This is a genomic window from uncultured Granulicatella sp. (assembly GCF_963521425.1).
Classification (GTDB): Bacteria; Bacillota; Bacilli; order Lactobacillales; family Aerococcaceae; genus Granulicatella.
In genome coordinates this window covers 1-24,046 of sequence record NZ_CAUQUN010000012.1, presented here as the reverse complement: position 1 = coordinate 24,046, position 24,046 = coordinate 1, and the positions used below count along the sequence as shown (strand labels likewise).

The window sequence follows — 24,046 nt, the reverse complement described above, 5'->3', positions numbered from 1 at the left end:
TTATATAAAAAAAGATAAAGAGTAAAACGTTTTCATGTTCTTTATCTCTTTTAAGCCTATTCTTTTTTATCTTCTTTTGCTCCTAAAGCGGTTAATGTATTAGAGAACAAATGATGCTTATAATCTTTATCAATCTCTTTATAATAACTATAAAAGATATCTACCATCACTAGAATTGGAAATTGTGGAGAAATTAATCCACCTTGATCTAAGGCGTTTTTCATCGCAATTAATACTAATTCGTCACAAACTTTCTCATTTTCTTCACTTCGTTTTGAAGTTATTAAAACCGTCTTTGCCCCTTGTTTTTTCGCCTGACGTACCGCCTCTACTACACTTGCATTAGCAGAAACTGAAATCCCAATGACTAAACACTGCTCGTCAACAAGTACCCGATTCATAAGCATTGTATGCAAATCCGTAATTGCCTCACAAATCATTCCTAACCTCATAAATCGAAACTTCATCTCATGAGCCGCTAACCCCGAACTTCCTTGACCGTAGATATAAACTCGTTTAGCAGTGTTCAATAATCCACACACTTTAATGACTTGACTCTCGTCAATTAATGAAAAAGATTTTGACAACAATTCTTCATAGTCTGACAAAACTGTTTTCGTTAAATCATTATGGATGACTTCTCCTTCTTTTTTACTTTCTTGAAAGTCATATATAAATTGTCTGTATCCTTTATAACCACATTTTTGCGCAAAACGAGTCAATGATGGAATTGACACAAACAATCTTTCCGATACGGCTCTAGCTGACAAAGATTCTTCGGCTGAACTTTGCTTTAAAAAATATTGCGCAATTGTTTTTTCATTAGGGGTTAATGTATCATAAATCGATTCAATTAATGGTGTGACTTTTTTCTCAAAAGATATCATGTTTTTACTCCCTTAACCTTTTCATTACTGCTAGTGTATCATATTTTTCATCTCTCGTGTTTCAAAAAAATAAAAAGCTAGGAGACATTCATCCCCTAGCTTGATAGTTTTAGACAACGATTAGTCGTCTACTCCTAAAATTTCATTAATATTATTTTTATAAAGAATGGCTTTCGCACCGTAAATCGCTTGAACTCCACCATTTACTTCTAGTACATCTACTGCACCGATAGATTTTAGAGTTGCTTTATCTACTTTATCTACAGAACGAACTGCTACACGTAAACGAGTAATACATGCATCTACATCTTCAATGTTTTCTGCTCCACCTAAAGCTTCAATAATACGAACGCTATCTTGTTTTAATGTATCTTTTGTTTCTACAACAGGTTGTGCATCATCTACTAACTCTTCATCTAAGCGACCTGGAGTTGCAACATTGAATTGAACGATAAACCATCTGAATACAACATAGTATAAAACACTCCATACTAAGCCAAATGGAATTTGTAATAACCAATTTGTTTTATCGTTTCCTTGTAATACCCCAAATAATGTGAAGTCGATAACCCCACCAGAGAATGTATTACCAATAGAAATATTTAGAATATCAGCAATAAAGAAGCTTACACCATCTAAGAATGCGTGAACAACATAAAGTACTGGACTTACAAATAAGAACATAAATTCGATTGGTTCTGTAATACCAGTAATGAATGAAGTTAAAGCTACCCCAAAGAATAAACCAGCATATTTTGGTCGACGATCTTTTGGAACACAGTGATACATTGCTAAGCAGGCTGCTGGAAGACCAAACATCATTGTAGAGAAACGACCTGCGAAGAAACGAGTTCCTTCAGTAAATAGACCAACATGTGTTGGATCTGCTAATTGAGCAAAGAAGATTTTTTGAGCTCCTGCTACAGTTTGACCTGCTACAACTTCAACTCCTCCTAATTCTGTATACCAGAATAATGGGTAAATCATATGGTGTAAACCAACTGCACCACATAGACGCATTAAGAATCCATATAAGAATGTTCCAAATGGACCAGCTTGTGAGATATAACCACCAGTTGATACTAATAATTGTTGGAATGGAGGCCAAATTACAAAGAAAATTCCTCCGACTACAATTGAAGCAAATGAAGTAACGATTGGAACAAAACGACTACCTCCAAAGAATCCTAAGAATTGAGGTAATTGAATGTTGCTATAGCGATTATGTAAATAAACTGCTACAGAACCTACTACGATAGCCCCAACTACACCTGTATCAATTGAAGCACCTTCAGCCATATATAATTTAACAAGCGCTTTGATTGTTGCTGTCATAACAAAATAACCAGTTACCCCAGCAAGTGCAGCAGTACCTTTGTCACGTTTTGCTAAACCAATACATAAGCCCACACAGAGTAGTAATGCTAAATTCGCAAATACAACTTCCCCTGCTGAACTCATTACTGTGAAAATTGCTTGTAAAAGACTATTATTTAACACTGGATAAGTTGCTACTGTCGTTGGATTTGACAGTGCACCACCAATCCCTAATAACAAACCAGCTGCCGGTAAAATAGCAATCGGCAACATAAATGCTTTACCAATTTTTTGTAATACTTTAAACATATGGTTTCCCCCTAATCATTTTCCTTTTATGATTGAATCGCATCTACAAATTTTTTTGTAATTAATTGAGGTCTTGTAATCGCTGATCCAACAACGACACTATAAGCCCCTAATTCAAGTACACGTTTTACCTTTTCAGGTGTATCAATATTTCCTTCTGCAATGAGTGGATGTTTGATAACCTTTAAGACTTCACGGAGAATTTCAAAATCGTTTGCTTCAATTTTATCCCCTTTACTTTGGTTGGTATATCCTACTAATGTACTTCCGATATAGTCGAACCCTAATTCATCTGCATGAATCATTTCTTCAACTGTCGAACAATCTGCCATTAATTTTTGAGTTGGATATTTTTGACGAATTTCTTGATAAAATTCATCTAAAGTTTGTCCATTAGGACGACTAGAAATCGTTGCATCTAATGCAATAATTTCTGGTTTAGCTTCCATTAACTCATCCACTTCTTTCATAGTGGCTGTAATATAGACATCTGCATCATCATAATCTCTTTTAATAATTCCAATTACAGGTAAATCAACTGCTTCTTTAATAGCTTTGATGTCTATGACAGAATTAGCACGAATCCCCTTTGCTCCTCCTTCCTTTGCTGCGACTGCCATACGAGCCATAATAAAATCGCTATGCAACGGTTCATGTGGCAACGCTTGGCAAGATACGATTAATTGCCCTTGAATACTCATATTCAGCCTCCTTTTCTTTTTATAAAAGCCTTTACATTTATTAGTATAATTGTAGCAGAAAGCATTTTCAATATTAGACGTCATTTTAGAAAGTATTTTCAAATTTCTTTGTTTTCCAATCCAAATTCCTTAAAAATTAGAAATTACTTTCACAATTTTTTTAAGATTATATAAAATAATGAAGGACTTACCGTTTAATCGATAAGTCCTAAGGGTATCACTATTCAGTTTCAAAGATTTAGAAGATTATTTTCCTAAATAATATTCTGAAACTACATGTAAGTTTTCATCAAATTCAAAAACTAATGGCGGAAAATTAGGAATTTCCACTCCCATAATTTCATCATCTGATAATCTTTTAATATGTTTTACTAACGCACGGATAGAATTTCCATGTGCTCCAATAAAAACATTTTTACCAGCTTTTAAATCTGGAGCAATTTTATCCTCCCAAAATGGAAGTACACGTTCCAATGTCACTTTAAGATTTTCTGCATCTGGAATTACAGAATTATCCAGCTTTGCATACCGACGATCACCATGTGCGGAATATTCATCATCACGATCCATTTTTGGAGGTAACACATCATAAGAACGACGCCAAATATGAACTTGTTCATCTCCAAATTTTTCAGCGGCTTCTGCTTTATTTTTCCCCGTTAATCCACCATAATGACGTTCATTTAAACGCCATGTTTTTTCAACAGGAATCCATAATTGATCACAAGCTTCCAACGCCAAATCCGTTGTTTTAATGGCACGTTTTAGCACTGAAGTATAGGCTTGATCAAATTCAATTCCTGCTTCTTTGATTAATTTTCCTGCATCAATCGCTTGTTGAATCCCCTTTTCAGACAAATCAACATCCGCCCAACCAGTGAAGAGATTGGCCTTATTCCATTCTGACTGGCCATGGCGAGCAAAAACTAATTTTACCATCTTATCGCTCTCCTTTTTCTTCTAAACCTTTTCCCGAGTAAATGTATACCCTATTTCATTATCTATTTAATAATGCTGCAGCAGCTTCATCAACGATAATTGTTACATTTGGATGCTTCTGTAAAATACTAGCAGGAACATCTATTGTAACGTCTCCTTTTACCGTATTTAAAATCGCTTTTGCTTTCTTTTCCCCGAATGCAATTAATAGAATTTGTTTTGCATCCATAATCGATTGTAATCCCATTGAATAAGCATATCTTGGTACATCTTCTTCATGTTCAAAGAAACGTTTATTCGCTTCAATGGTTGCTTGTGCTAAAGCTACTTTATGTGTTCTTTGTGTAAAAGGTGTTCCCGGTTCATTAAATCCAATATGGGCATTACTCCCTATTCCCAATAATTGGAAATCAACAGGATTATCTTGTAAAATTTTTTCATAACGTTCCACTTCAGCATCAATATCTTCTGCTAAACCATCAGGTAAATAGCTCTTTAAAAATGGTTTTGCTGCAAATAATTGTTCGTTCATAAAATAATGATAACTATGTTCATCTTCACTGGATAAACCAGCATATTCATCCAAGTTTACCGATACTCTATCCGAAAAATCTAATGAACTTTGTCGAATTTTTTCATATAAACCAAGAGGACTCGAACCTGTTGCTAACCCAAAAACTTTTGCTCCATTTTCATAAGCTTCTTTAAAAACTTCAAATGCAACTTTAGCGCCTTCTTCTTGATTTTTTACAATTTTAATATCCATAACGCTTCCTCCCTCAACTTGTCATTACCAGTATTGTAACAGAAAATTTCAAAAGAATAAATATTAAGCGCCAATTTTCAATCAAATATTTTCAAAACAAAAAACTCTATTAGACTAGGAATCATCCTATCTAATAGAGTTTTACTTTTTAGATTATTTCCAAAAATCATCGTAAATTGTAATTGGCAAATGACGTTTATGTTCTGATTTGATATACCAACTTTCAATGGTTTGAGCATCTTTTTCTGAAATTTCTTTTCCTTCAAGATAATCATCGATTGCTTCATACGTCACGCCTAAAGCTACTTCATCAGGAAGGGATGGACGTTCTTCTTCTAAGTCTGCCGTTGGTTGTTTTAAATATAAATGTTCTGGAGCTCCTAAATATTCTAATAACTGACGTCCTTGTCGTTTATTTAATCGCCATAATGGTAAAATATCTGCTCCACCATCACCGAATTTTGTATAGAAGCCTGTTACAGATTCCGCTGCATGATCCGTACCAATCACTGCACATCCTGTTTGCCCTGCAATCGCATATTGCGCAATCATACGTTCTCTTGCTTTAATATTTCCTTTATTAAAGTCACTAATCGGTAATCCTAAACTTGTAATACTATTCATAGAAGCATCCACTGCAGGCTTAATATCCACGCGCAATATATCGCTTGCTTGCATAAATTCAATGGCATCCATCGCATCTTGTTCATCTGCTTGAATTCCATAAGGTAGACGAACTGCGTAAAAACGATACTCTTTTTCCGGATATTCTTGGTTCAATTTATCAATCGCTAACTGAGCTAATTTTCCAGCCAAAGTAGAATCTTGCCCACCACTAATTCCCAAAACATAACCTTTTAAAAAAGGATGTTTCACTAAATAGTCTTTTAAAAATTGAATCGTTTTTTCAATTTCTTGTTGAACATCAATTTTCGGTTGTACTTTTAACGTTTCAATAATTTTTTGTTGTAATGGTCTCATGATTTTTTCCTTTTCTATCTGATTAACCTAAACGATTTGCTTTCTCTTTTACTTCTGCACGAATAGCTTCAATACTAGCTAATTTTTGTTGATATGTTTCTGTAGATAAGTCAACCGGATATTGTTCTGGATTTAAGATACGTTTGTATTCATCCCATAACGCTTCAACTCGTTCATCTTTATACGCTTTAATCTCTTTTAATGAAGGTAATGTATAAACTAATTTCCCTTGTTCAAAAATAGATTGTAAAATTGGACGAGCATCAAAATCCGTTACTGTTTTATTAATATATGTGTATACTGGATGGAACATATATAACTCTTCTAATTCATCAGGACGTTCATGCCATAGAGCAACATAATCCCCTTCAGATTTTCCATCACTCTTACGAGTAATACGCCATACTTGTTTTTTACCTGGTGTTGAAACTTTTTCTGCATTATTAGAAATTTTTACGGTTGGAACCATTTCACCATTTTCATCTTCAATCGCTACTAATTTATAAACACAACCTAAGGCTGGTTGATCATAAGCTGTAATTAAACGTGTTCCAATTCCCCAAACATCAATTTTAGCACCTTGCATTTTTAAGTTCAAAACTGTTTTTTCATCTAAATCGCTTGAAGCATAAATTTTTGCTTCTGTAAAGCCAGCATCATCTAATTGTTGACGAACTTTTTTCGACATATACGCCATATCTCCACTGTCAATACGAACGCCTAAGAAATTAATTTTATCGCCAAATTCCTTCGCTACTCGAATCGCATTTGGAACACCTGAACGTAAAATATCATACGTGTCTACTAAAAATACACAATCACGGTGGCTAGAAGCATAAGCCTTAAAGGCTTCATAATCGTCACGATACGCTTGGACTAGAGAATGCGCATGAGTTCCAGAAACAGGAATTCCAAACATTTTTCCTGCTCGAACATTACTTGTTGCATTACAGCCCCCAATATACGCCGCTCTTGTTCCCCATAATGCTGCATCTAACTCTTGTGCTCGTCTTGTTCCAAATTCTAATACAGGATCATCTCCTGCTACAGTACGAATACGAGAAGCTTTTGTCGCAATAAGTGTTTGGAAATTAATAATATTTAATAGAGCTGTTTCAATTAGTTGGCATTCTGCAAGGCTTCCTTCTACTTGAACTAATGGCTCATTTGCAAATACTAATTCTCCTTCAACAGCAGAATGAATATTCCCTTTAAATTTAAAGTTTTTCAAATAGTCTAAAAATTCTTCTGGATAAATCTCTAAACTTCTTAAATAGTCTAAATCTGTTGGACTAAATGTTAAATCTTCAATATAGTGAACTAAACGTTCTAATCCTGCAAAAATCGCATACCCGTTTTCAAAAGGTAACTTTCTAAAATATGCTTCAAAAATCGCTTTTTTCTCATGAAGACCTGTTTCCCAATAAGTCTTCATCATATTAATTTGATACAAATCAGTATGTAGCGTTAAACTATCATCATGATAACGGAATTTCATGGTTCCATAACCCTCTTTTCATTATAATTACATTTATTGTACACCAGTTTTCATAGTTTGTACAAACTTTCCAAACTCTTTTTATGGCAAAAGGGACTAGTTGCCTAGTCCCTCTTTCAACCATCATTTCCACACTTAAATACCTTCAAAATAAATAAACTATTTTATCTAATCTCTTTATTTATCAATGTATTCTTTCTACTATTAGTTTACTCCTCTTTTCACAAAGTAGCAAGAGTTTTTAAGAAAAAATCCTAAAAATTCCGTTACGAGGAAATGTATGTATCGTACATAAAAAGACTTCTCACAGTAACTTTAAACTCAAGGCTATAAAACCTACCGTTCCTTGCCACTTCAGAGAAGTCTCATTCTAATTTTTCACTTTAAATGTAAGCATCTAAATCTTTTTGGAATTTTGCTAGTTTTTCTTCTGCTTCTTCTTGAGTAGCAGCTTTCACACCCATGTAGAACTTAATTTTAGGTTCTGTTCCACTTGGTCTTACTGCAATCCATGAACCATCTTCTAAAATATATTTCAATACATTTGAAGTTGGCAAGCCAATTTCAGAAGTAACACCTTGGGCATCTACTTGTTGGTTCACTGCAAAATCTTGAGCGACTGATACTTTAATGCCACCAAAGTTAGAAGGAACTTCTTTACGTAATCCATCTAATAAAGCTTTGATTTTAGCAGGGCCTTCTAATCCTTGAACCGTTACAGAAATTGTTTTTTCTAAGAAATAACCATATTTTTCATATAAAGCTTGAAGACCATCATATAAAGTTTTTCCTTCACTCTTAAAGTGAGCTGCTACTTCCGTTAATAATAACACTGCTTGAATCGCATCTTTATCACGGACAAATGGTTGAACTAAATATCCATAACTTTCTTCAAATCCAAACATAAATGTGTGAGCATTTGTTTCTTCATAATTTTTAATTTGTTCTGCAATAAATTTGAACCCAGTTAATACATTTACCATTTTTGCACCATAATGTTCTGCAATGACTGTTGGTAATTCACTAGATACAATTGATTTTACAGTAGCTGCATTCGCTGGTAATGTTCCTGCTTTTTGATGAGCAAATAATAAATAATCTAATAAAATCGCTGCAATTTGGTTCCCAGTAATGACTTGGTAAGTTCCATCTGGTTGACGAACAGCAGCACCCATTCTATCTGCATCTGGGTCTGTTGCTAATAATACATCTGCTTTTGTTTCTTCTCCTAAACGAATCGCATATTCAAATGCACCTGCTTCTTCAGGGTTTGGAGATTTTACAGTTGTGAAGTCTCCATCTGGAGTAGCTTGTTTAGATACAACATGTAATCCTGTAAATCCAGCTTGATCTAATGCACGTTTTGTTAACATTAATCCTGTTCCATGTAATGGAGTATAAACAACTGATAAGTCTTTTGTATTAGATAATAAAGCTGGATTTACAGAAACTGATTTAATTTCTTCTAAATAAGCAGCATCTACTGCTTCACCAATCCATTCAAATAATGCTGATTGTTCTAATTCTTCTTTTGTCACCACGTCTACTGCTAATGGATTTTCAACTTGGCGAACAAATTCTGTTAAAGCATCTGCATCTTTTGGAGGCATTTGTCCTCCATCTTCACCGTATACTTTATACCCATTATAGGCAGCTGGATTATGACTAGCTGTAATCATAATTCCTGCAAATGTATGCAAGTGACGTACCGCATAAGACAATTCAGGTGTTGGTCTTAAATCTTCAAATACATAAGCTTTAATTCCATGTTTTACTAAAACTTTTGCAGATTCTAATGCAAATTCAGGAGAGAAATGACGTGAATCATGAGCAATTGCTACCCCACGTTTTTTCGCTTCTTCTCCGTATGTTTCAATTAATCGCGCTAACCCTTCTGTCGCTTGACGAACCGTATAAATATTCATACGATTAATCCCAGGGCCAACAATTCCACGCATTCCTGCTGTTCCAAATTCTAATGGAGCGTAAAATGCTTCTTCTTTTTCTTTTTCAGAAAAGTTCTCTAATTGTGTTTTTAAATAATCTTCTAAACCTTCGAACTTTTCCCATTTTAATGCAATATCTTGCCAACTCATATCATTATTCTCCTTTAAACATTTTTATTCTAATACCGTTGCTACTTCAAATCCATATCCACGAATGTGAGTAATTAATAATTCTAAAAAGATATGTGCCACAGGTGATAATTCCATTTGATGATGTTTTAAATATCCAATTTCTAATTCATCTTCAATCGCTAATGGAATTGCCACAATTTTATCATCATTTAATTCACTACTAATAATTCCCGAGCTAATCGTATAACCATTTAACCCGACCATTAAATTAAAAATTGTTGCACGATCACTTACTTTAATACTCTTCTTATGTTCCATTGTACTTAAAATCTCTTCAGCAAAATAGAAGGAATTTTCTTCTCCTTGTTCATAAGATAAGTAAGGATAGTCTTCTAATTCTTCTAGTGTAATACTAGATTGAGAAGCTAATGGATTTTCTCTACTAATAAATACGTGAGGTTTTGCTGTAAATAATGGCGTAAATTCTAAATTTTTCTCTTTAAATAATTTTTTCATGACCTGGCGATTAAAATTATTTAAATATAAAATTCCTAACTCACTTTTGAATTTCATTAAGTCTTCTAAAATATTTTGAGTTTCTGTTTCTCTTAACGTAAATTGATATTCATCACCTGCTTCTTGGCGGATTAATTCAACGAAAGCGTGAACGACAAACGCATAGTGCTGTGCTGAAACTGAGAAATCACGTTTCCGTTTTGTTTTACGTTTATATTTTTCTTCCATCAAATTTACTTGATCCAATACTTGTCTAGCATATACTAAAAACTCTCGCCCTTCTTCAGTTAAAGAAACTCCATTTTTATGCCGAACTAATAATTGAATATTCATTTCTTGCTCTAAATCTTTCATGGCATTTGATAGACTTGGTTGAGTTAAAAATAAATCTTTTGCGGCTTCATTAATGGATCCTTTTTCTGCAATTTTTTCTAAATAAATTAATTGTTGAATACGCATATTTTTTCTCCTTTTGCCATCTTATCTTTATTATAAATGAGATTTTAATTTCATGCTACCCTATAGTTTCCGCAAATAAAAAAAACTGAGCTTAAAGCTCAGTTTTTTTAAAGTCATTTATTGTTGAAATTTAAATACCACATTTGAATCGTATAATTTCAACATTTTTTCATAAACAAATTTAGTTGCTAGTGCTGCAACAACTGGTACAACTAACCAAGCAACAACTGCTAAAGTAATGCTTAATCCTGCATCGATAGAAGCTAGAGGTCCTACTAAACCTACTAAACCAAAACCAGCAGATTGAGGAGTACCACTAACTTGAAAGAACGCAACTGGAATTGCAGAAATAACAGCTGTTGTTAATGTTGGAACTAAAATAATTGGATACTTAAATAAGTTTGGCATCATTAATTTCATAGCTCCTAAAGCAATCGCTAAAGTTACTCCTGAATTATTCACTTTCCATGAATGAACAACTAATACTACCGCTGTAACAGCAACCCCCATTGCAGCAGCCCCTGCAGACACACCATTTAATTGAATCGCTAAACCAATTGCAACTGTTGAAATTGGTGAAATAATTAAGAATGCAAACGAACATACAATTAAAATAGACATTAAAATTGGTTGCAAGTGAGTGAATTCATTAATAACCGCTCCAATTGCAGCTGTTAATTTCGCAACGAATGGTAATAATTGTAAACCGATAAATGAAGCACCTACACCAACAACGATTGGCATCGCAACTACGGCTGTAGAACCGAATTTATCTTTAATCCACATTAATGCTAATACCGCAATTGCAGCTGTTAACATTGTATTAATTAAGTCTCCAGTACCTGCTCCAACATATTTTCCTAGTTCTGGATTGAATTTCACGACACCTGATGCAACAAAACTTGCTCCTGCTGTCACCATCATTGGCATTGGTTTAAAACCAAATTGTAAAGCAATTAATGCACCAATAATTAATGGTGTTGCTAATTGGAAAATTACAGCAATTTGTGTAATTTGAACTGCTAATGGATATTGACTAAAATATTTTAAAATTGCAGATAATACAGCGTTTGGAATTAAACCGATAATTACCCCTAATGCAGTTCCTTGTAAGATTTTGTTCATAAAGACTTTTGCAGTCATTTTTTCTTGAGCTTCCATATAACCCCTTCTTTCTTTTTGTCTACTCCTTTATAAAAGCTTTTGAAACTTTTTAGAAACATTTCACAAATCATTTTCTACACTTTCTCTACCTTTTATTAATGAGCTTTCATACTTTGCTCTTTACAACGAATCCATGATGTTAAAAGATAGAACAAGCTGTTGGAAGTCTATATTCCTTACCTTTTCTTACCACTTCTTCATTAAAATAATCAATCTCTATCAAATGATAAAGAACGATTGTGTCACGATTATAACAATTCATTTCAATCTAATCAATCATTTCTTTCATGTTTCATTCAATATTTTCATTTTTTGCAACTTATGAAAATACCACACTTAAAAAGTCGATAATTTCAAAACAAGGAGGCGTTCTAGAAAACGTCCTCCTTGTTTATTATTTTTCATTAAATTCTTGTTTGACTACTTCTAATGCTGCTGCAATCACTTGGTGCATATCATAATAACGATATTGACCTAAACGTCCTCCAAAGATTACTTGAGGTACTGTTTGCGCTAACTTTTTATATTGAGAATATAAATCATTATTTTGTTGATTATTAACTGGATAATACGGCTCTTGCCCTTTTTCCCAATCTGACGGATATTCTTTAGTAATAACTGTCTTCTCTTGTGCTCCAAACTCAAAATGTTTATGTTCAATAATACGTGTATATGGAGTTTCACGATCCGTATAATTCACAACCGCATTTCCTTGGAAGTTATCTACGTCTAACACCTCTGTTTCAAAACGTAAACTACGATATTCTAAAGTTCCCAATTCATAATTGAAAAATTCATCAATCATTCCAGTAAAAATAATTTTAACGCCGCTTTGTAAATACTCTTCTTTTTTTTCAAAGAAATCAATATTTAATTCTACTTCAATGTTTTCATGATTTAACATATTTTCAACCATTTGAGTATATCCACCAATTGGAATCCCTTGATAAGTGTCGTTGAAATAATTATTGTCATACGTATATCGAACAGGTAATCGACGAATAATAAAGGCTGGTAATACTGTAGCAGAACGTCCCCATTGTTTTTCAGTGTAGCCTTTAATCAATTTATAGTAGACATCTTCTCCAACTAAAGAGATGGCTTGTTCCTCCAAGTTTTCAGGCGTTTTTCCTTTTAATACAGCTCTTTGTTCTTCAATTTTAGCTGCTGCTTCTTGTGGAGTAACAACACCCCATAATTTATTAAATGTATTCATATTAAATGGTAAGTTATAAATCTCACCATTAAAATTCGCAACAGGAGTATTGGTATAGCGATTAAATGTAGCAAATTGGTGCACGTAATCCCAAATTCTTTTATCACTTGTATGGAAAATGTGTGCTCCATATTGATGAACTTGAATTCCTTCAACCTCTTTTGTATAAATATTCCCTGCAATATGCGAACGTTTTTCAATTACTTTTACTTTAAATCCTCGATTAGCAGCTTCACGTGCAAAAGTTGCTCCAAACAAACCTGCACCTACTACTAAATAATCAAATGTCATATTTTTCTTCTCCTTTAAAATATATTATATTAGATTTATTTTAACATAATTTATCAAATATAGCACCTTGACACCGCTTCATATTTTCCTTAAAATATTATATGTATTAAAAGGAGGACATTATGATAAAAAAACTGTTTTTATTAGCTATATTTCTAACAACAGCATTGTTTAGTGGTTTAAATGATTCAATTTATGCTCAAACTCCAAACGCTGTCGAATTAGAAAGATTAAATCAAGAGCAAATAAAAAATATTATCCAAGTAAATTCTGAAGAAGAATTACCAAAAGATAATACTACTTATACTCTTGTTTATTCAAAACAACACTGTACATTACCAGACGAACCAGAGAAAACAACTAAAAGTACTCCTGATAGTTCAATAACACATACAACTGCTATGAAAGCTCAAGTAAAACAATCACTACCACAAACAGGTACACATAAATCAGTTGCGGTTGTTTTAACTGCCGGAATATTAGTTGTTTTAGCCTTTCTTATGATTAAATATCATAAGAAAAAAGTATGGATGGTACTATTCCTTACAACTTCTGTAACATCGCTTTATAATTTAAGAAATGTTATGGCAGAAACTGAAACAAAAGTAACACCTGCTCTAGTTACTACATTTGTTCCTACTAAAGAACATTGTTTAGTTGGTTATATTATTATTCCAAACTCAAGTGAAACTACTAAATTCGAAACTAGTAAAGGTAACCCTTTAGTATTCGACAAACCCGAGTTCAATGGTGGAGTACCTGGTATGCCTGGAGTGAATGAGAAACCTGAATTTAATGGTGGTGTACCTGGTATGCCTGAAGTGAATGAGAAACCTGAATTCAATGGTGGTGTACCTGGTATGCCAGAGGTGCATGAAAAACCTGAATTTAAAGGTGGTGTAGTTCCAAATGAAGCTCCAATTCATGACAAACCTTCAATTGAAGTTACTATGGAAGAACCAATTTTTGAATCTTCTTCAGTTGAAACTACTGCAGGAACTTCAACTGAACCTGAAACCGAACCTGAACCTACTACAACGACTGAAACTGAACCTACTACTCAAAGTAGTTCATAATTAAAACAACAAATCAAAATCCCCAACGATTGGAAAGCAGTCCAATCGTTGGGGATTTTCTATTCTAATTAAATCCAACTATTTTTTGAGTCACAGTATAAATCAAATTCGACATTTGTCTAGCCGGTGCATTGTCGTTCATCGCAATTTTACTAATCACATTTTTTCGAATCTCTTTATAAACTGTTGCATTAGTTTCTTTTAATGTTTCTAATAAAGCTTTCTTTTTCTCTTGGTGTTCCGTTTCACCTGCTTTATTGAGTAAAGCACATGAAATCAAGGTTGTAATTTCTAAATGATTCAATAAATAATCATTTAAAACTTTTGGAAATTCCCAATCACTATGATAAGCTTTCATCAATAATTGATTCACTTTAATTTGTTGATCAATTCTGCGAATCATCACTTGTTCATTAACGGATTGATCTTCTCGTCCGATAAAGTAACGATAAAAGTCAACATTGATATAATACAATTTCTTACAATATTGTAGTGGAATAAACACAAATAAATTATCTACATAAAAAGTATGTTCTGGTAATTGTAACTTTGATTGTTTTAAAATATCTAATCGATACATTAAAGAATGCATCATCATATACTTACCTTTTCGAAGTGGCTTTGCATCATCCCAAGTGAACACTTTATTTTCTGGGAAGGAAGATTGATATTTCATAATTTTCTTTCTTCGAGCTTGTTCTTTTTCATAAACAAAGTTTGTAATGACTACATCCACATCTTCTTGTGCTTCTTCTAATCGTTGTAGATGTTCTAAAATTTTTAAATAAGCTCGAACATCGACCCAATCATCGCTATCCACAACTTTAAAATATTTCCCAGTTGCGTGTTGCATCCCTGTATTTACAGCACCCCCATGCCCTTTATTTTCTTGAGAAATCGCACGGACAATGCCTGGATATTGTTGTTCAAACTTTTCTGCAATTATTTGTGTATTATCACTTGATCCATCATTAATAATTAAGACCTCTACTAAATCGCCACCTGTCACTAATGATTGAATACAGTAATGCATATATTCTTGTGAATTATAACAAGGAACTGCTATTGTTAGTAATTTCATTTCTAAGTCCTTTCAAGATTTTATTTCTTTTATCTATTCTACCATTTTTTATATCCTTTTTGTCAATAAAATATACAGTTTATTCTAATCTGCACTTTTCTCTTTATAAAACATTAAAAACTCTTTCTTTCCTACCTTCATAGAAAAGAAAGAGTCTATTTTTATAATAATGCTTCAATTATTGGAAGATAATCTTTTTCTTCTAACTTTTGAATCATAATAATACCATCTCCTAATGGAACTAGAGTGGATTTCAACGCTTCATCTTTTTGAACAAAGTCTAAAAATAAGTTTAGACGGCGATGAATTTTTCGAACTTTTCTTGGAATTTCACTTTCATCTTGTAAAATTGTTCCACCTTGGAAAATATCATCTACCACAAGTACGCCACCTGTTTTTAAAACTCGCATACAATGAGGGAAAAATTCAATATATTTCGCTTTTGCACTGTCCATAAAAATAAAGTCATATTGTTGTTCTAAAGTTGGCAACACATGTGCTGCGTCCCCTTCAATTTGAGTCACAACATCATCAATGCCTAATTTTTTAAAATTCTCTTTTGCTCTTGAATACATTAATTCATATCGGTCAATCGTTGTCACAGAACCGCCTTTGGGTACATATTGCGCCATTAAACTAGCAGAAAAACCAATAGCCGTTCCAATTTCTAAAATATGAGTCGGACGATACAGTCCTAATAAGAAATCCAAATAAACCGCTGTTTCATGAGGAATAATTGGAATTCCTAAATCATTCGCCATTTGTTCTAACTCTCCTAATTTACCAGGAAAGAAACGTTGACTTTTTCTCATATATTCGACCACTTCAGGTTTAACGACTGGTCGAAACATCATTTCATTTAACATGCTTACTCCTTTTATCGATTTATCATGAGGAAATTAGAAACCTCCACCGCCGGATCCGCCACCAGATCCAAACGAACTACCGCCACTAAATCCTCCTCCAAATCCACCGCTATTTGATGAATCTGAACTTGAACTAATTTCATCCACTGCCGAAAGATAACTATCAGTGAATGAATCCTGTAGAATCTCATTATAGACAGCCATTTGCCAACCATAGGTTGGTGAATAGAATACACTTTCTTGAATCCAATCAGGGAACTTTTCTTCTAATACTTCTATGACTTGTTCAGCAACTCCTAAAGAAATGGCATAAACTAATAAATGATCCCAGATTTGAATACTTGGTAAATCAGCTCTATCTAAACTAGAAATATCCATTAACATTTGACGAAATGCTTCCCAACGACGATATTCATATTCACCTTTTAAGCTTCTTTGTAGAGCATTTGATTTACTAAAACGAACTGTTACAAGATAAATAATAAAACTAATAATCCCTGCAACAATTGTCAGGAATAGATTCTTAGTAGCCCAAAATACACTACCCACAAACAGAAGAAATCCTGCTATCCCTAAAAGATTTGCACCAACGGCTTTTGGAGCAGTTTCTCCCTCCTCGAAACGATAAACACTATATTCATCAGCAGCATCATCTACTTTTTCATACCAATTATCTAGCATATCCGTATATCTTCCTGGGCAATTCTCTGCAAATTCAGAAACTAACTCTAAGTCTAAAGTGTTTCCTTTAGCAATTTTTTTAAATAAAATATCTAAAGCTAATTGTTCATGTGGTAGTAAATGATACGAATGTTGTTTCAACTCTAAAATATAAGGTTCTTCACTCGTCATCGTTAGAACTTTTTTACGTACTAAATCCATTATCGTTGCACTAAAATCATCGATCGTTACACCATCATAGATTGCTGCAGACATAATGGCTGGTGTCAAATCTTCTGGCAATTCATATAAATGTTCTGGTACAAACGGTACTTTTTCAAGACGCTTTTTATCGGCTAAATACCCTTTCACCCATGCCCAGCCTAAAGCAACTAAACTGAGTAATCCACCAAGACCTGCTACACCCCATTTTACAGAACGTTCCTCTTGATCTCTTTTTACTAATTGCTCTTCTCTGTCTACAATTGCAGCAAAAGCGTTAAAATCGTTTGTCACAGGATTATCTTTTGTTAATTCTACAGGAAATACCATATGCGTTTCTACAAAACTCTTTGGTTCATTTTTCTTAACGGTAAATGTAACCCCTTTGTAATCCGGATCAATTTCTACCTTACCACCAATTCCGCCATGTCCCCAAGCTCTTAATGTTTCTTTTGTTGCAGCGCCTGGTAAACTAACGTGAACATAAATATTTTTTTGCGTAACTTCCCACTCTTGTCCAACTACTCTGCGATTTAATTCCGCTGTATCTTTATAATTTTTAATCAATTGTGGAATTGTATAATTAAAAACAACGGTTCTCGAACTATCTGAGAAAGGTAAGAATACCTTAAACTTCAATAAAGGTCCAAGAGTTTCTGTTAAATAAGTGCTATTATGCCCTGTATCACTTTTTAATAATGTAACAACTTCTCCATCGCTTGTTTTAAAATCAACGGTTACATCTTTTGGTTCTTTTTCTCCAAAATAATCTAAATTATAAAAAATACCATTGTAACTTCCATTTGCAGTAAAGGTCATTTCTTCTTTAAAACGAACATCCCCATTTGGTCTTACATCAACATCGATATTATATTTTGTTACTTCTAAACTTTTAGCTTCAATTGTTGAAGTAAAAATAAATAGAGGTAGCATTAAAAACATAATCATTACTATTATTTTTCGTAATGGTTTCATTATATTCCCTCCGATACATTGAAAGTGGGATGAAATAACAGTTTTCTACTCCCACTTCCATTATCCTAATCAAGTCTCATTAACTATAAATCATCAAAAATTTGCTTATAAAATACCGCCTCGAATATCCAATGTTTTTTTCAAATACCATTTTAAAACAAGTGCACCCGAACCAATAAATAAGTAAACGATGGCTGGAAAAACATAGTTAATACTTGTTGGAATCAAGAATTGTGTACCCATTACAAGAACTAACCATGCTAGCATCACTAATGAGCTAACAACTAAATAACGAATATAACCACGTTTTCCTTTTGGTTGATTAATATCTGGAGTTACTTTAGATAAAACTAACAACGCTAAACCACCTACAACAAAGTTCATGATTAAGGAAATAACTCCCATTGCTTCTGATTGTTCTGGATTTAAGAATAAAGTAATTCCAGCAATTAATGCGAAGAATCCTCCGACCATTAATCCACCATCTACAGCAATTTGCCAATCTGGTGATTTCACCGTTGGATCTTTTTTAGGTCCTTCTAATACAGATTGTGTTTGTTGTGTTACAGTACCAAATAATTGGCGAGCTGTTAAACCTTTTTTCTGATTTTCTACTAAAACAGGAAGCATTTCTTCTAAAGTTGAAGTGATTTTTGCTTTAGAAACTTGAGCTTCTTTTAGTGAACGTTCTAATTGTAAAATATATTGTTCATTTTTTTTCGTTAATTGACTACGTAATGTAGCAATATCGACTTTTTTTACTTCAGTTTGATTTTCTGTCATGATTCAATCCCCCACAAGATATGATGATTATACGTTAAATCTGAAAAGCATAACATCGCCATCTTGTACGATATACTCTTTTCCTTCTTGACGAACTTTTCCATTTTCTTTTGCAGCACCCATACTACCAAATTCTAATAAGTCTGCATATGCTACTGTTTCAGCTCGAATAAATCCTCTTTCAAAATCAGAGTGAATAATTCCAGCACATTGTGGAGCTTTCATTCCTCTACGGAAAGTCCAAGCACGAACTTCTTGTTCTCCAGCAGTGAAATAAGTGGCTAATCCTAATAAATGGTAAGCTTTTTGAATTAAAATATCTAAACCTGAAGTTTCAATTCCCATTTCTTCTAAGAAAACTTGTTTTTCTTCTTCTTCTAATTCAGCTACTTCTTCTTCTACCCGTGCACAAATAACGACTACTTCTGCATCTTCTTTTGCAGCATATTCTTCTACTAATTGAACATATTGATTATGTCCACCTTCTGCAACATCATCTTCTGAAATATTGGCAATATATAACATAGGTTTTGTCGTTAATAAGAACAAACCTTTCACGATTGGTAATTCTTCATCTGTAAATTCAATTGTACGTGCTAATTGACCATCTTCTAATACTGGTTTAATTTTTTCTAAAACTGCTAATTCGGCAACTGCATCTTTATCTTTTGTTTTAGCAATTTTAGCAACACGAGCAATTCTTTTATCAACTGATTCTAAATCTGCTAATACTAATTCTAAATTAATTGTTTCAATATCCGCAATTGGATCTACTTTACCAGCAACGTGTGTAATATTTTCATCTTCAAAGCAACGAACAACTTGGCAAATTGCATCTACTTGACGAATGTGGCTTAAGAATTTATTTCCTAAACCTTCCCCACGGCTAGCACCTTTTACAATCCCTGCAATATCCGTAAATTCAAATGTTGTTGGAACTGTCTTTTTAGGTTTTACTAATTCTGTTAATTTTTGAAGTCTTTCATCCGGAACTTCTACTACACCAACGTTTGGGTCAATCGTCGCAAACGGATAGTTTGCTGCCTCTACTCCTGCTTTTGTAATTGCATTAAATAATGTTGATTTCCCAACGTTTGGTAATCCAACGATTCCTGCTGTTAACGCCATGTATTTTTCACACTCTTTCTATTCATTATTTTCTTTCTTCAAAGTTACTTTTTTCATTTTGCGTTCAAATTCACGTCTTGGCATTAAGACCATTTGCCCACAATGATTACATTTGATACGAATATCCATTCCCATTCGAATGATCGTCCATGAATTGGTTTGACATGCATGAGGTTTTTTCATTTCGACACAATCCCCAAGTCCATATTCCACTACTGCCATTCTATTCACTCCTAATCATCTAATTCAATTTCTAATACATCTAAAATACGAGTTAAATCTTTTTGAGAAAGGTATTCAATCTCGATTTTCCCACGTTCTCCTTTCGGAGTGATTTGGACAGATGTTCCAAATTTATCCATTAATCGTTCTTCTGATTCGACAATATACGCTGGTTTTTGTTGAATTGTTTTGATTTTCTTCACTTTTTCAACAGGCTCATTCATTGTTTGAATCAATTCTTCTAGCGCTCGAACCGTCATTCCTTCTTCAATTACTTTTTTAGATAAAGGAATAATTTTATCCGCTTTTTTCAAACCTAATAAAGCACGAGCATGCCCTACTGATAATTGACCTTCTTGTAATTGTGTTTGCACTTCTAATGGTAATGATAATAATCGAAGAAAGTTGGCAATATATGGGCGACTTTTACCAATTTTTTTTGCTACTTCTTCTTGGTTTAATTTTAATGCATCCATTAAAGATTTATATGCTAACGCTTCATCAATTGGTCGTAAATCTTCCCTTTGTAAATTTTCGACAACAGCTACTTGAATCATAATTTCTTCGCTATATTCACGAATAATCGCTGGAATAGTTTCTTTTCCAGCAAGTTTAGAAGCTCGTAATCTTCTTTCTCCTGCTACTAGTTCATAGCCTTTAATACTCGATTTACGGACGATAATTGGTTGAAAAACTCCTTGTTCACGAATGGAAGTTGCTAATTCTTGTAAAGCTTCTTCATTAAAATCTTTTCGAGGTTGATACGGATTTGGACGAATTTCACTAATGGAAATTTCTTCAACCGTTTCATTCGTTGTATCTACTTTTTCTAAATTTTCTATACTATCAAAATTCCCACCAAAAAGTGCATCAATTCCACGACCTAGGCCTTTTGATTTTTGATTTTTAACCATTTGATAACACTTCCTTTGCTAATTCGAGATAAACTTCTGCTCCTCTTGAACGAGGATCATAGTCCACAATGGCTTGTCCATAACTTGGTGCTTCTGATAAACGAACATTTCTCGGAATAATGGTACGGTAAACTTTTTCTCTGAAATATTTGATGACATCATCTTTTACTTCATTACCTAAGTTTGTTCGTGCATCAAACATTGTTAGTAAAACACCTTCAATTTTTAATTGTGGATTGAAGTGTTTACGAACCATCGTAATAGTATTCATCAATTGTGATAATCCTTCTAATGCATAATATTCACATTGCACGGGAATTAAAACAGTATCACTAGCAGTAAAAGCGTTCATTGTTAAATGTCCTAAAGAAGGTGGACAATCTATAAAAATATAATCATATTCATCACGAATCGTTGTTAATGCTTGTTTCAATCTTTGCTCACGATGTGTCTGATTTGTTAATTCAATTTCAGCTCCTGCCAACTGAATAGTTGAAGGTACTATCATTAAATTTTCACGTGTTGTAGGTACAATTACTTCATGAACATTCACTTCGTTTACAATAACATCATAAACATCATAAGCTAACTCAGCTTTTTGCACCCCTAACCCACTAGTTGCATTACCTTGAGGGTCACTATCAATAATTAAAACTTTTTGACCAAGTTTTGCTAGGGAAGCTGCTAAACTGACAGTTGTTGTTGTCTTACCAACTCCACCTTTTTGATTCGCAACTGAAATAATTCTTCCCATTGTCTTACCTCCAATCTTCATAAAAAAAGGAGAATGCAAGCATTCTCCCTCTCGCATGTCTACAAAATGTTTTTCCATTTCTCGCAAATCTTTAAATTTATCCATTCCTATTGTAACAAAAAAACAGGAATATGAGTAGTCTTTTCCTAGGAAATCCATTGAAACATGAAATATCTTTTTAACTAATTTATTCGTAACTTGAAACTTACTATAGTGGTAATTCTTTTTTATGCTGTTGATTTATTCCATTAAAAATCACTTCGTAAGTTTTTTGAATCGTTTCGTCTTCTTCATTTAACATTAATGAGAAACTTTGAATTAAGTTTGTCTTAACATCAGCTTTCATTTTCACCGTAATTTTTGTATTCTCATGAACTTGAATATTCATAGAAGCTAATGCTAATCGTACAACAGAATCACTACCTTGATATTCAAAACTTCCATCTGACTGCCAAGTAGCAATATTTGACAAATCTTGAGCTAGTTGTAATACGCTGTGATACGAAAATCCTATAACATTTTGTAAGCTTGATTGAGCAGAAATAGTTGGCTCCCATTTATCTTGATAATAACGGATAGCTCCTTTACTACCTTCACTAATCACTTCAATTTGATTGGTAGCTTTGCCATCTGTTTTATCAATTCGAGTTCCAAAGCCTGTACCATCACTCCAAACAGAAGCATTAGCAATAACTTGAGTCGAACTTGTTACATCTTTTTTCTTTACTTCATTTTGTTTTAATGTTAAATGATAATTTTGAACTTGTGTTTCTTGTTGTACTAATTTATCTTGTAAACCTTTATCTTCAACTACTTTGCTACAGCCTACTAGAAAAACTCCTAGTAAACAAGTCATCCAAAAATTTGCTTTTTTCATGTCATATTCTCCAATATCGTTTATAAAAATAGTATACAAAAAAAGAGAATTTCCTTCCAGAAATTCTCCTTCTAATCTGAAGCGTGGCAACGTCCTACCCTCACAGGGGGAAACCCCCAACTACTATCGGCGCTAAGAAGCTTAACTTCTGTGTTCGAGATGGGAACAGGTGTATCCTTCTTGCCATCGTCACCACACTTCTCTCTTGAAAAAGCTCTCGCTCTCTCAAAACTGAATCTATATCCAAACTCTTCCTCATTCACCTTCAACCTTGGTTAAGTCCTCGACCGATTAGTACTAGTCCGCTCCATACCTCACGGCACTTCCACTCCTAGCCTATCTACCTGATCGTCTCTCAGGGGTCTTACTCACTTAAAATGATGGGAAATCTCATCTCGAGGGGGGCTTCACGCTTAGATGCTTTCAGCGTTTATCCCGTCCACACATAGCTACCCAGCGATGCTCTTGGCAGAACAACTGGTACACCAGCGGTGTGTCCATCCCGGTCCTCTCGTACTAAGGACAGCTCCTCTCAAATTTCCAACGCCCGCGACGGATAGGGACCGAACTGTCTCACGACGTTCTGAACCCAGCTCGCGTACCGCTTTAATGGGCGAACAGCCCAACCCTTGGGACCGACTTCAGCCCCAGGATGCGATGAGCCGACATCGAGGTGCCAAACCTCCCCGTCGATGTGAACTCTTGGGGGAGATAAGCCTGTTATCCCCAGGGTAGCTTTTATCCGTTGAGCGATGGCCCTTCCATACGGTACCACCGGATCACTAAGCCCGACTTTCGTCCCTGCTCGACTTGTTGGTCTCGCAGTCAAGCTCCCTTCTGCCTTTACACTCTTCGAATGATTTCCAACCATTCTGAGGGAACCTTTGGGCGCCTCCGTTACATTTTAGGAGGCGACCGCCCCAGTCAAACTGCCCGTCTGACACTGTCTCCCACCTTGCTTCTAGGTGCGGGTTAGAGGGTTCATGTAACAAGGGTAGTATCCCACCATTGCCTCCTTGGAAACTGGCGTTCCCATCTCTTCGGCTCCTACCTATCCTGTACATGTCACACAAACACTCAATATCAAACTACAGTAAAGCTCCATGGGGTCTTTCCGTCCTGTCGCGGGTAACCTGCATCTTCACAGGTACTATAATTTCACCGAGTCCATCGTTGAGACAGTGCCCAAATCGTTACGCCTTTCGTGCGGGTCGGAACTTACCCGACAAGGAATTTCGCTACCTTAGGACCGTTATAGTTACGGCCGCCGTTTACTGGGGCTTCAATTCAAAGCTTCGCTTGCGCTAACCTCTCCTCTTAACCTTCCAGCACCGGGCAGGCGTCAGCCCCTATACGTCATCTTTCG

The 24,046-nt window shown here is 34.4% G+C and carries 21 protein-coding genes and 2 rRNA genes; 1 reads left to right on the top strand and 22 read right to left on the bottom strand.

Annotation, left to right across the window (positions count from 1 at the left end; all coding sequences use genetic code 11):
* Nucleotides 1–56 precede the first annotated feature (56 nt).
* The 11 genes from RWO76_RS04545 to glf all read right to left on the bottom strand — a co-directional run bounded on the left by RWO76_RS04545 (nucleotide 57) and on the right by glf (nucleotide 13,122).
* Nucleotides 57–887 carry a MurR/RpiR family transcriptional regulator gene (locus tag RWO76_RS04545; protein WP_314354498.1) on the bottom strand — a complete coding sequence of 277 codons (831 nt, stop codon included), beginning with the start codon at nucleotides 885–887 and terminating at the stop codon, nucleotides 57–59.
* A gap of 120 nt (nucleotides 888–1,007) precedes the next feature.
* Nucleotides 1,008–2,513 (bottom strand): PTS transporter subunit EIIC, encoded by a 1,506-nt coding sequence (locus RWO76_RS04540; RefSeq protein ID WP_314354497.1) that lies wholly within the window; start codon nucleotides 2,511–2,513, stop codon nucleotides 1,008–1,010.
* A gap of 26 nt (nucleotides 2,514–2,539) precedes the next feature.
* Nucleotides 2,540–3,220, bottom strand: coding sequence for an N-acetylmannosamine-6-phosphate 2-epimerase (locus RWO76_RS04535; protein WP_006703947.1), 681 nt, complete (start codon nucleotides 3,218–3,220; stop codon nucleotides 2,540–2,542).
* Between the two features lie 240 nt (nucleotides 3,221–3,460).
* Entirely contained in the window at nucleotides 3,461–4,153 is a 693-nt protein-coding gene (locus RWO76_RS04530; RefSeq protein ID WP_314354496.1) for a phosphoglycerate mutase, read from the bottom strand.
* Nucleotides 4,154–4,211: 58 nt separating this feature from the next.
* A complete protein-coding gene (locus tag RWO76_RS04525; RefSeq protein ID WP_314354495.1) occupies nucleotides 4,212–4,919 on the bottom strand; it encodes a glucosamine-6-phosphate deaminase in 708 nt (235 codons plus the stop codon).
* A 153-nt stretch (nucleotides 4,920–5,072) separates the two neighbouring features.
* Nucleotides 5,073–5,900 (bottom strand): ammonia-dependent NAD(+) synthetase, encoded by an 828-nt coding sequence (gene nadE / locus RWO76_RS04520; RefSeq protein WP_314354494.1) that lies wholly within the window; start codon nucleotides 5,898–5,900, stop codon nucleotides 5,073–5,075.
* A gap of 22 nt (nucleotides 5,901–5,922) precedes the next feature.
* Complete coding sequence (locus RWO76_RS04515) at nucleotides 5,923–7,398, bottom strand: nicotinate phosphoribosyltransferase (protein ID WP_314354493.1); 1,476 nt, start codon at nucleotides 7,396–7,398, stop codon at nucleotides 5,923–5,925.
* A gap of 383 nt (nucleotides 7,399–7,781) precedes the next feature.
* Nucleotides 7,782–9,494 (bottom strand): phospho-sugar mutase, encoded by a 1,713-nt coding sequence (locus RWO76_RS04510; protein ID WP_314354492.1) that lies wholly within the window; start codon nucleotides 9,492–9,494, stop codon nucleotides 7,782–7,784.
* A gap of 24 nt (nucleotides 9,495–9,518) precedes the next feature.
* Entirely contained in the window at nucleotides 9,519–10,451 is a 933-nt protein-coding gene (locus RWO76_RS04505; RefSeq protein ID WP_314354491.1) for a LysR family transcriptional regulator, read from the bottom strand.
* 117 nt (nucleotides 10,452–10,568) lie between these two features.
* Nucleotides 10,569–11,612, bottom strand: coding sequence for a PTS sugar transporter subunit IIC (locus RWO76_RS04500; protein WP_314354490.1), 1,044 nt, complete (start codon nucleotides 11,610–11,612; stop codon nucleotides 10,569–10,571).
* 397 nt (nucleotides 11,613–12,009) lie between these two features.
* Nucleotides 12,010–13,122 (bottom strand): UDP-galactopyranose mutase, encoded by a 1,113-nt coding sequence (gene glf / locus RWO76_RS04495; protein WP_314354489.1) that lies wholly within the window; start codon nucleotides 13,120–13,122, stop codon nucleotides 12,010–12,012.
* A gap of 122 nt (nucleotides 13,123–13,244) precedes the next feature.
* Between glf and RWO76_RS04490 the strand changes: the two genes are divergently transcribed.
* Nucleotides 13,245–14,198 (top strand): SIALI-17 repeat-containing surface protein, encoded by a 954-nt coding sequence (locus RWO76_RS04490; protein ID WP_314354488.1) that lies wholly within the window; start codon nucleotides 13,245–13,247, stop codon nucleotides 14,196–14,198.
* A gap of 64 nt (nucleotides 14,199–14,262) precedes the next feature.
* Here RWO76_RS04490 and RWO76_RS04485 read toward each other — a convergent pair whose 3' ends face one another.
* The 11 genes from RWO76_RS04485 to RWO76_RS04435 form a co-directional block, all read right to left on the bottom strand.
* Nucleotides 14,263–15,279: a glycosyltransferase family A protein gene (locus RWO76_RS04485; protein WP_314354487.1), complete on the bottom strand. Its 1,017-nt coding sequence runs from the start codon at nucleotides 15,277–15,279 to the stop codon at nucleotides 14,263–14,265.
* Nucleotides 15,280–15,440: 161 nt separating this feature from the next.
* Entirely contained in the window at nucleotides 15,441–16,145 is a 705-nt protein-coding gene (locus tag RWO76_RS04480) for an O-methyltransferase (RefSeq protein ID WP_314354486.1), read from the bottom strand.
* Nucleotides 16,146–16,178: 33 nt separating this feature from the next.
* Complete coding sequence (locus RWO76_RS04475) at nucleotides 16,179–18,002, bottom strand: DUF2207 domain-containing protein (protein WP_314354485.1); 1,824 nt, start codon at nucleotides 18,000–18,002, stop codon at nucleotides 16,179–16,181.
* Nucleotides 18,003–18,107: 105 nt separating this feature from the next.
* Nucleotides 18,108–18,785: a DUF1129 family protein gene (locus RWO76_RS04470; RefSeq protein ID WP_314354484.1), complete on the bottom strand. Its 678-nt coding sequence runs from the start codon at nucleotides 18,783–18,785 to the stop codon at nucleotides 18,108–18,110.
* Nucleotides 18,786–18,812: 27 nt separating this feature from the next.
* On the bottom strand, nucleotides 18,813–19,913 hold the full coding sequence (ychF, locus tag RWO76_RS04465; protein ID WP_006703933.1) for a redox-regulated ATPase YchF: 1,101 nt from the start codon (nucleotides 19,911–19,913) through the stop codon (nucleotides 18,813–18,815).
* A gap of 18 nt (nucleotides 19,914–19,931) precedes the next feature.
* On the bottom strand, nucleotides 19,932–20,135 hold the full coding sequence (locus tag RWO76_RS04460) for a DUF951 domain-containing protein (protein WP_314354483.1): 204 nt from the start codon (nucleotides 20,133–20,135) through the stop codon (nucleotides 19,932–19,934).
* A gap of 11 nt (nucleotides 20,136–20,146) precedes the next feature.
* Nucleotides 20,147–21,049 (bottom strand): ParB/RepB/Spo0J family partition protein, encoded by a 903-nt coding sequence (locus RWO76_RS04455; protein WP_314354482.1) that lies wholly within the window; start codon nucleotides 21,047–21,049, stop codon nucleotides 20,147–20,149.
* Nucleotides 21,042–21,803 (bottom strand): AAA family ATPase, encoded by a 762-nt coding sequence (locus RWO76_RS04450; RefSeq protein WP_314349616.1) that lies wholly within the window; start codon nucleotides 21,801–21,803, stop codon nucleotides 21,042–21,044. The genes RWO76_RS04455 and RWO76_RS04450 overlap by 8 nt, the downstream gene beginning before the upstream one ends.
* A 208-nt stretch (nucleotides 21,804–22,011) precedes the next feature.
* Nucleotides 22,012–22,680 carry a hypothetical protein gene (locus RWO76_RS04445; RefSeq protein ID WP_314354481.1) on the bottom strand — a complete coding sequence of 223 codons (669 nt, stop codon included), beginning with the start codon at nucleotides 22,678–22,680 and terminating at the stop codon, nucleotides 22,012–22,014.
* Between the two features lie 81 nt (nucleotides 22,681–22,761).
* Nucleotides 22,762–22,877, bottom strand: a 5S ribosomal RNA gene (gene rrf, locus RWO76_RS04440).
* A gap of 74 nt (nucleotides 22,878–22,951) precedes the next feature.
* Nucleotides 22,952–24,046: ribosomal RNA gene (locus RWO76_RS04435) — 23S ribosomal RNA — on the bottom strand; the annotation flags it as partial.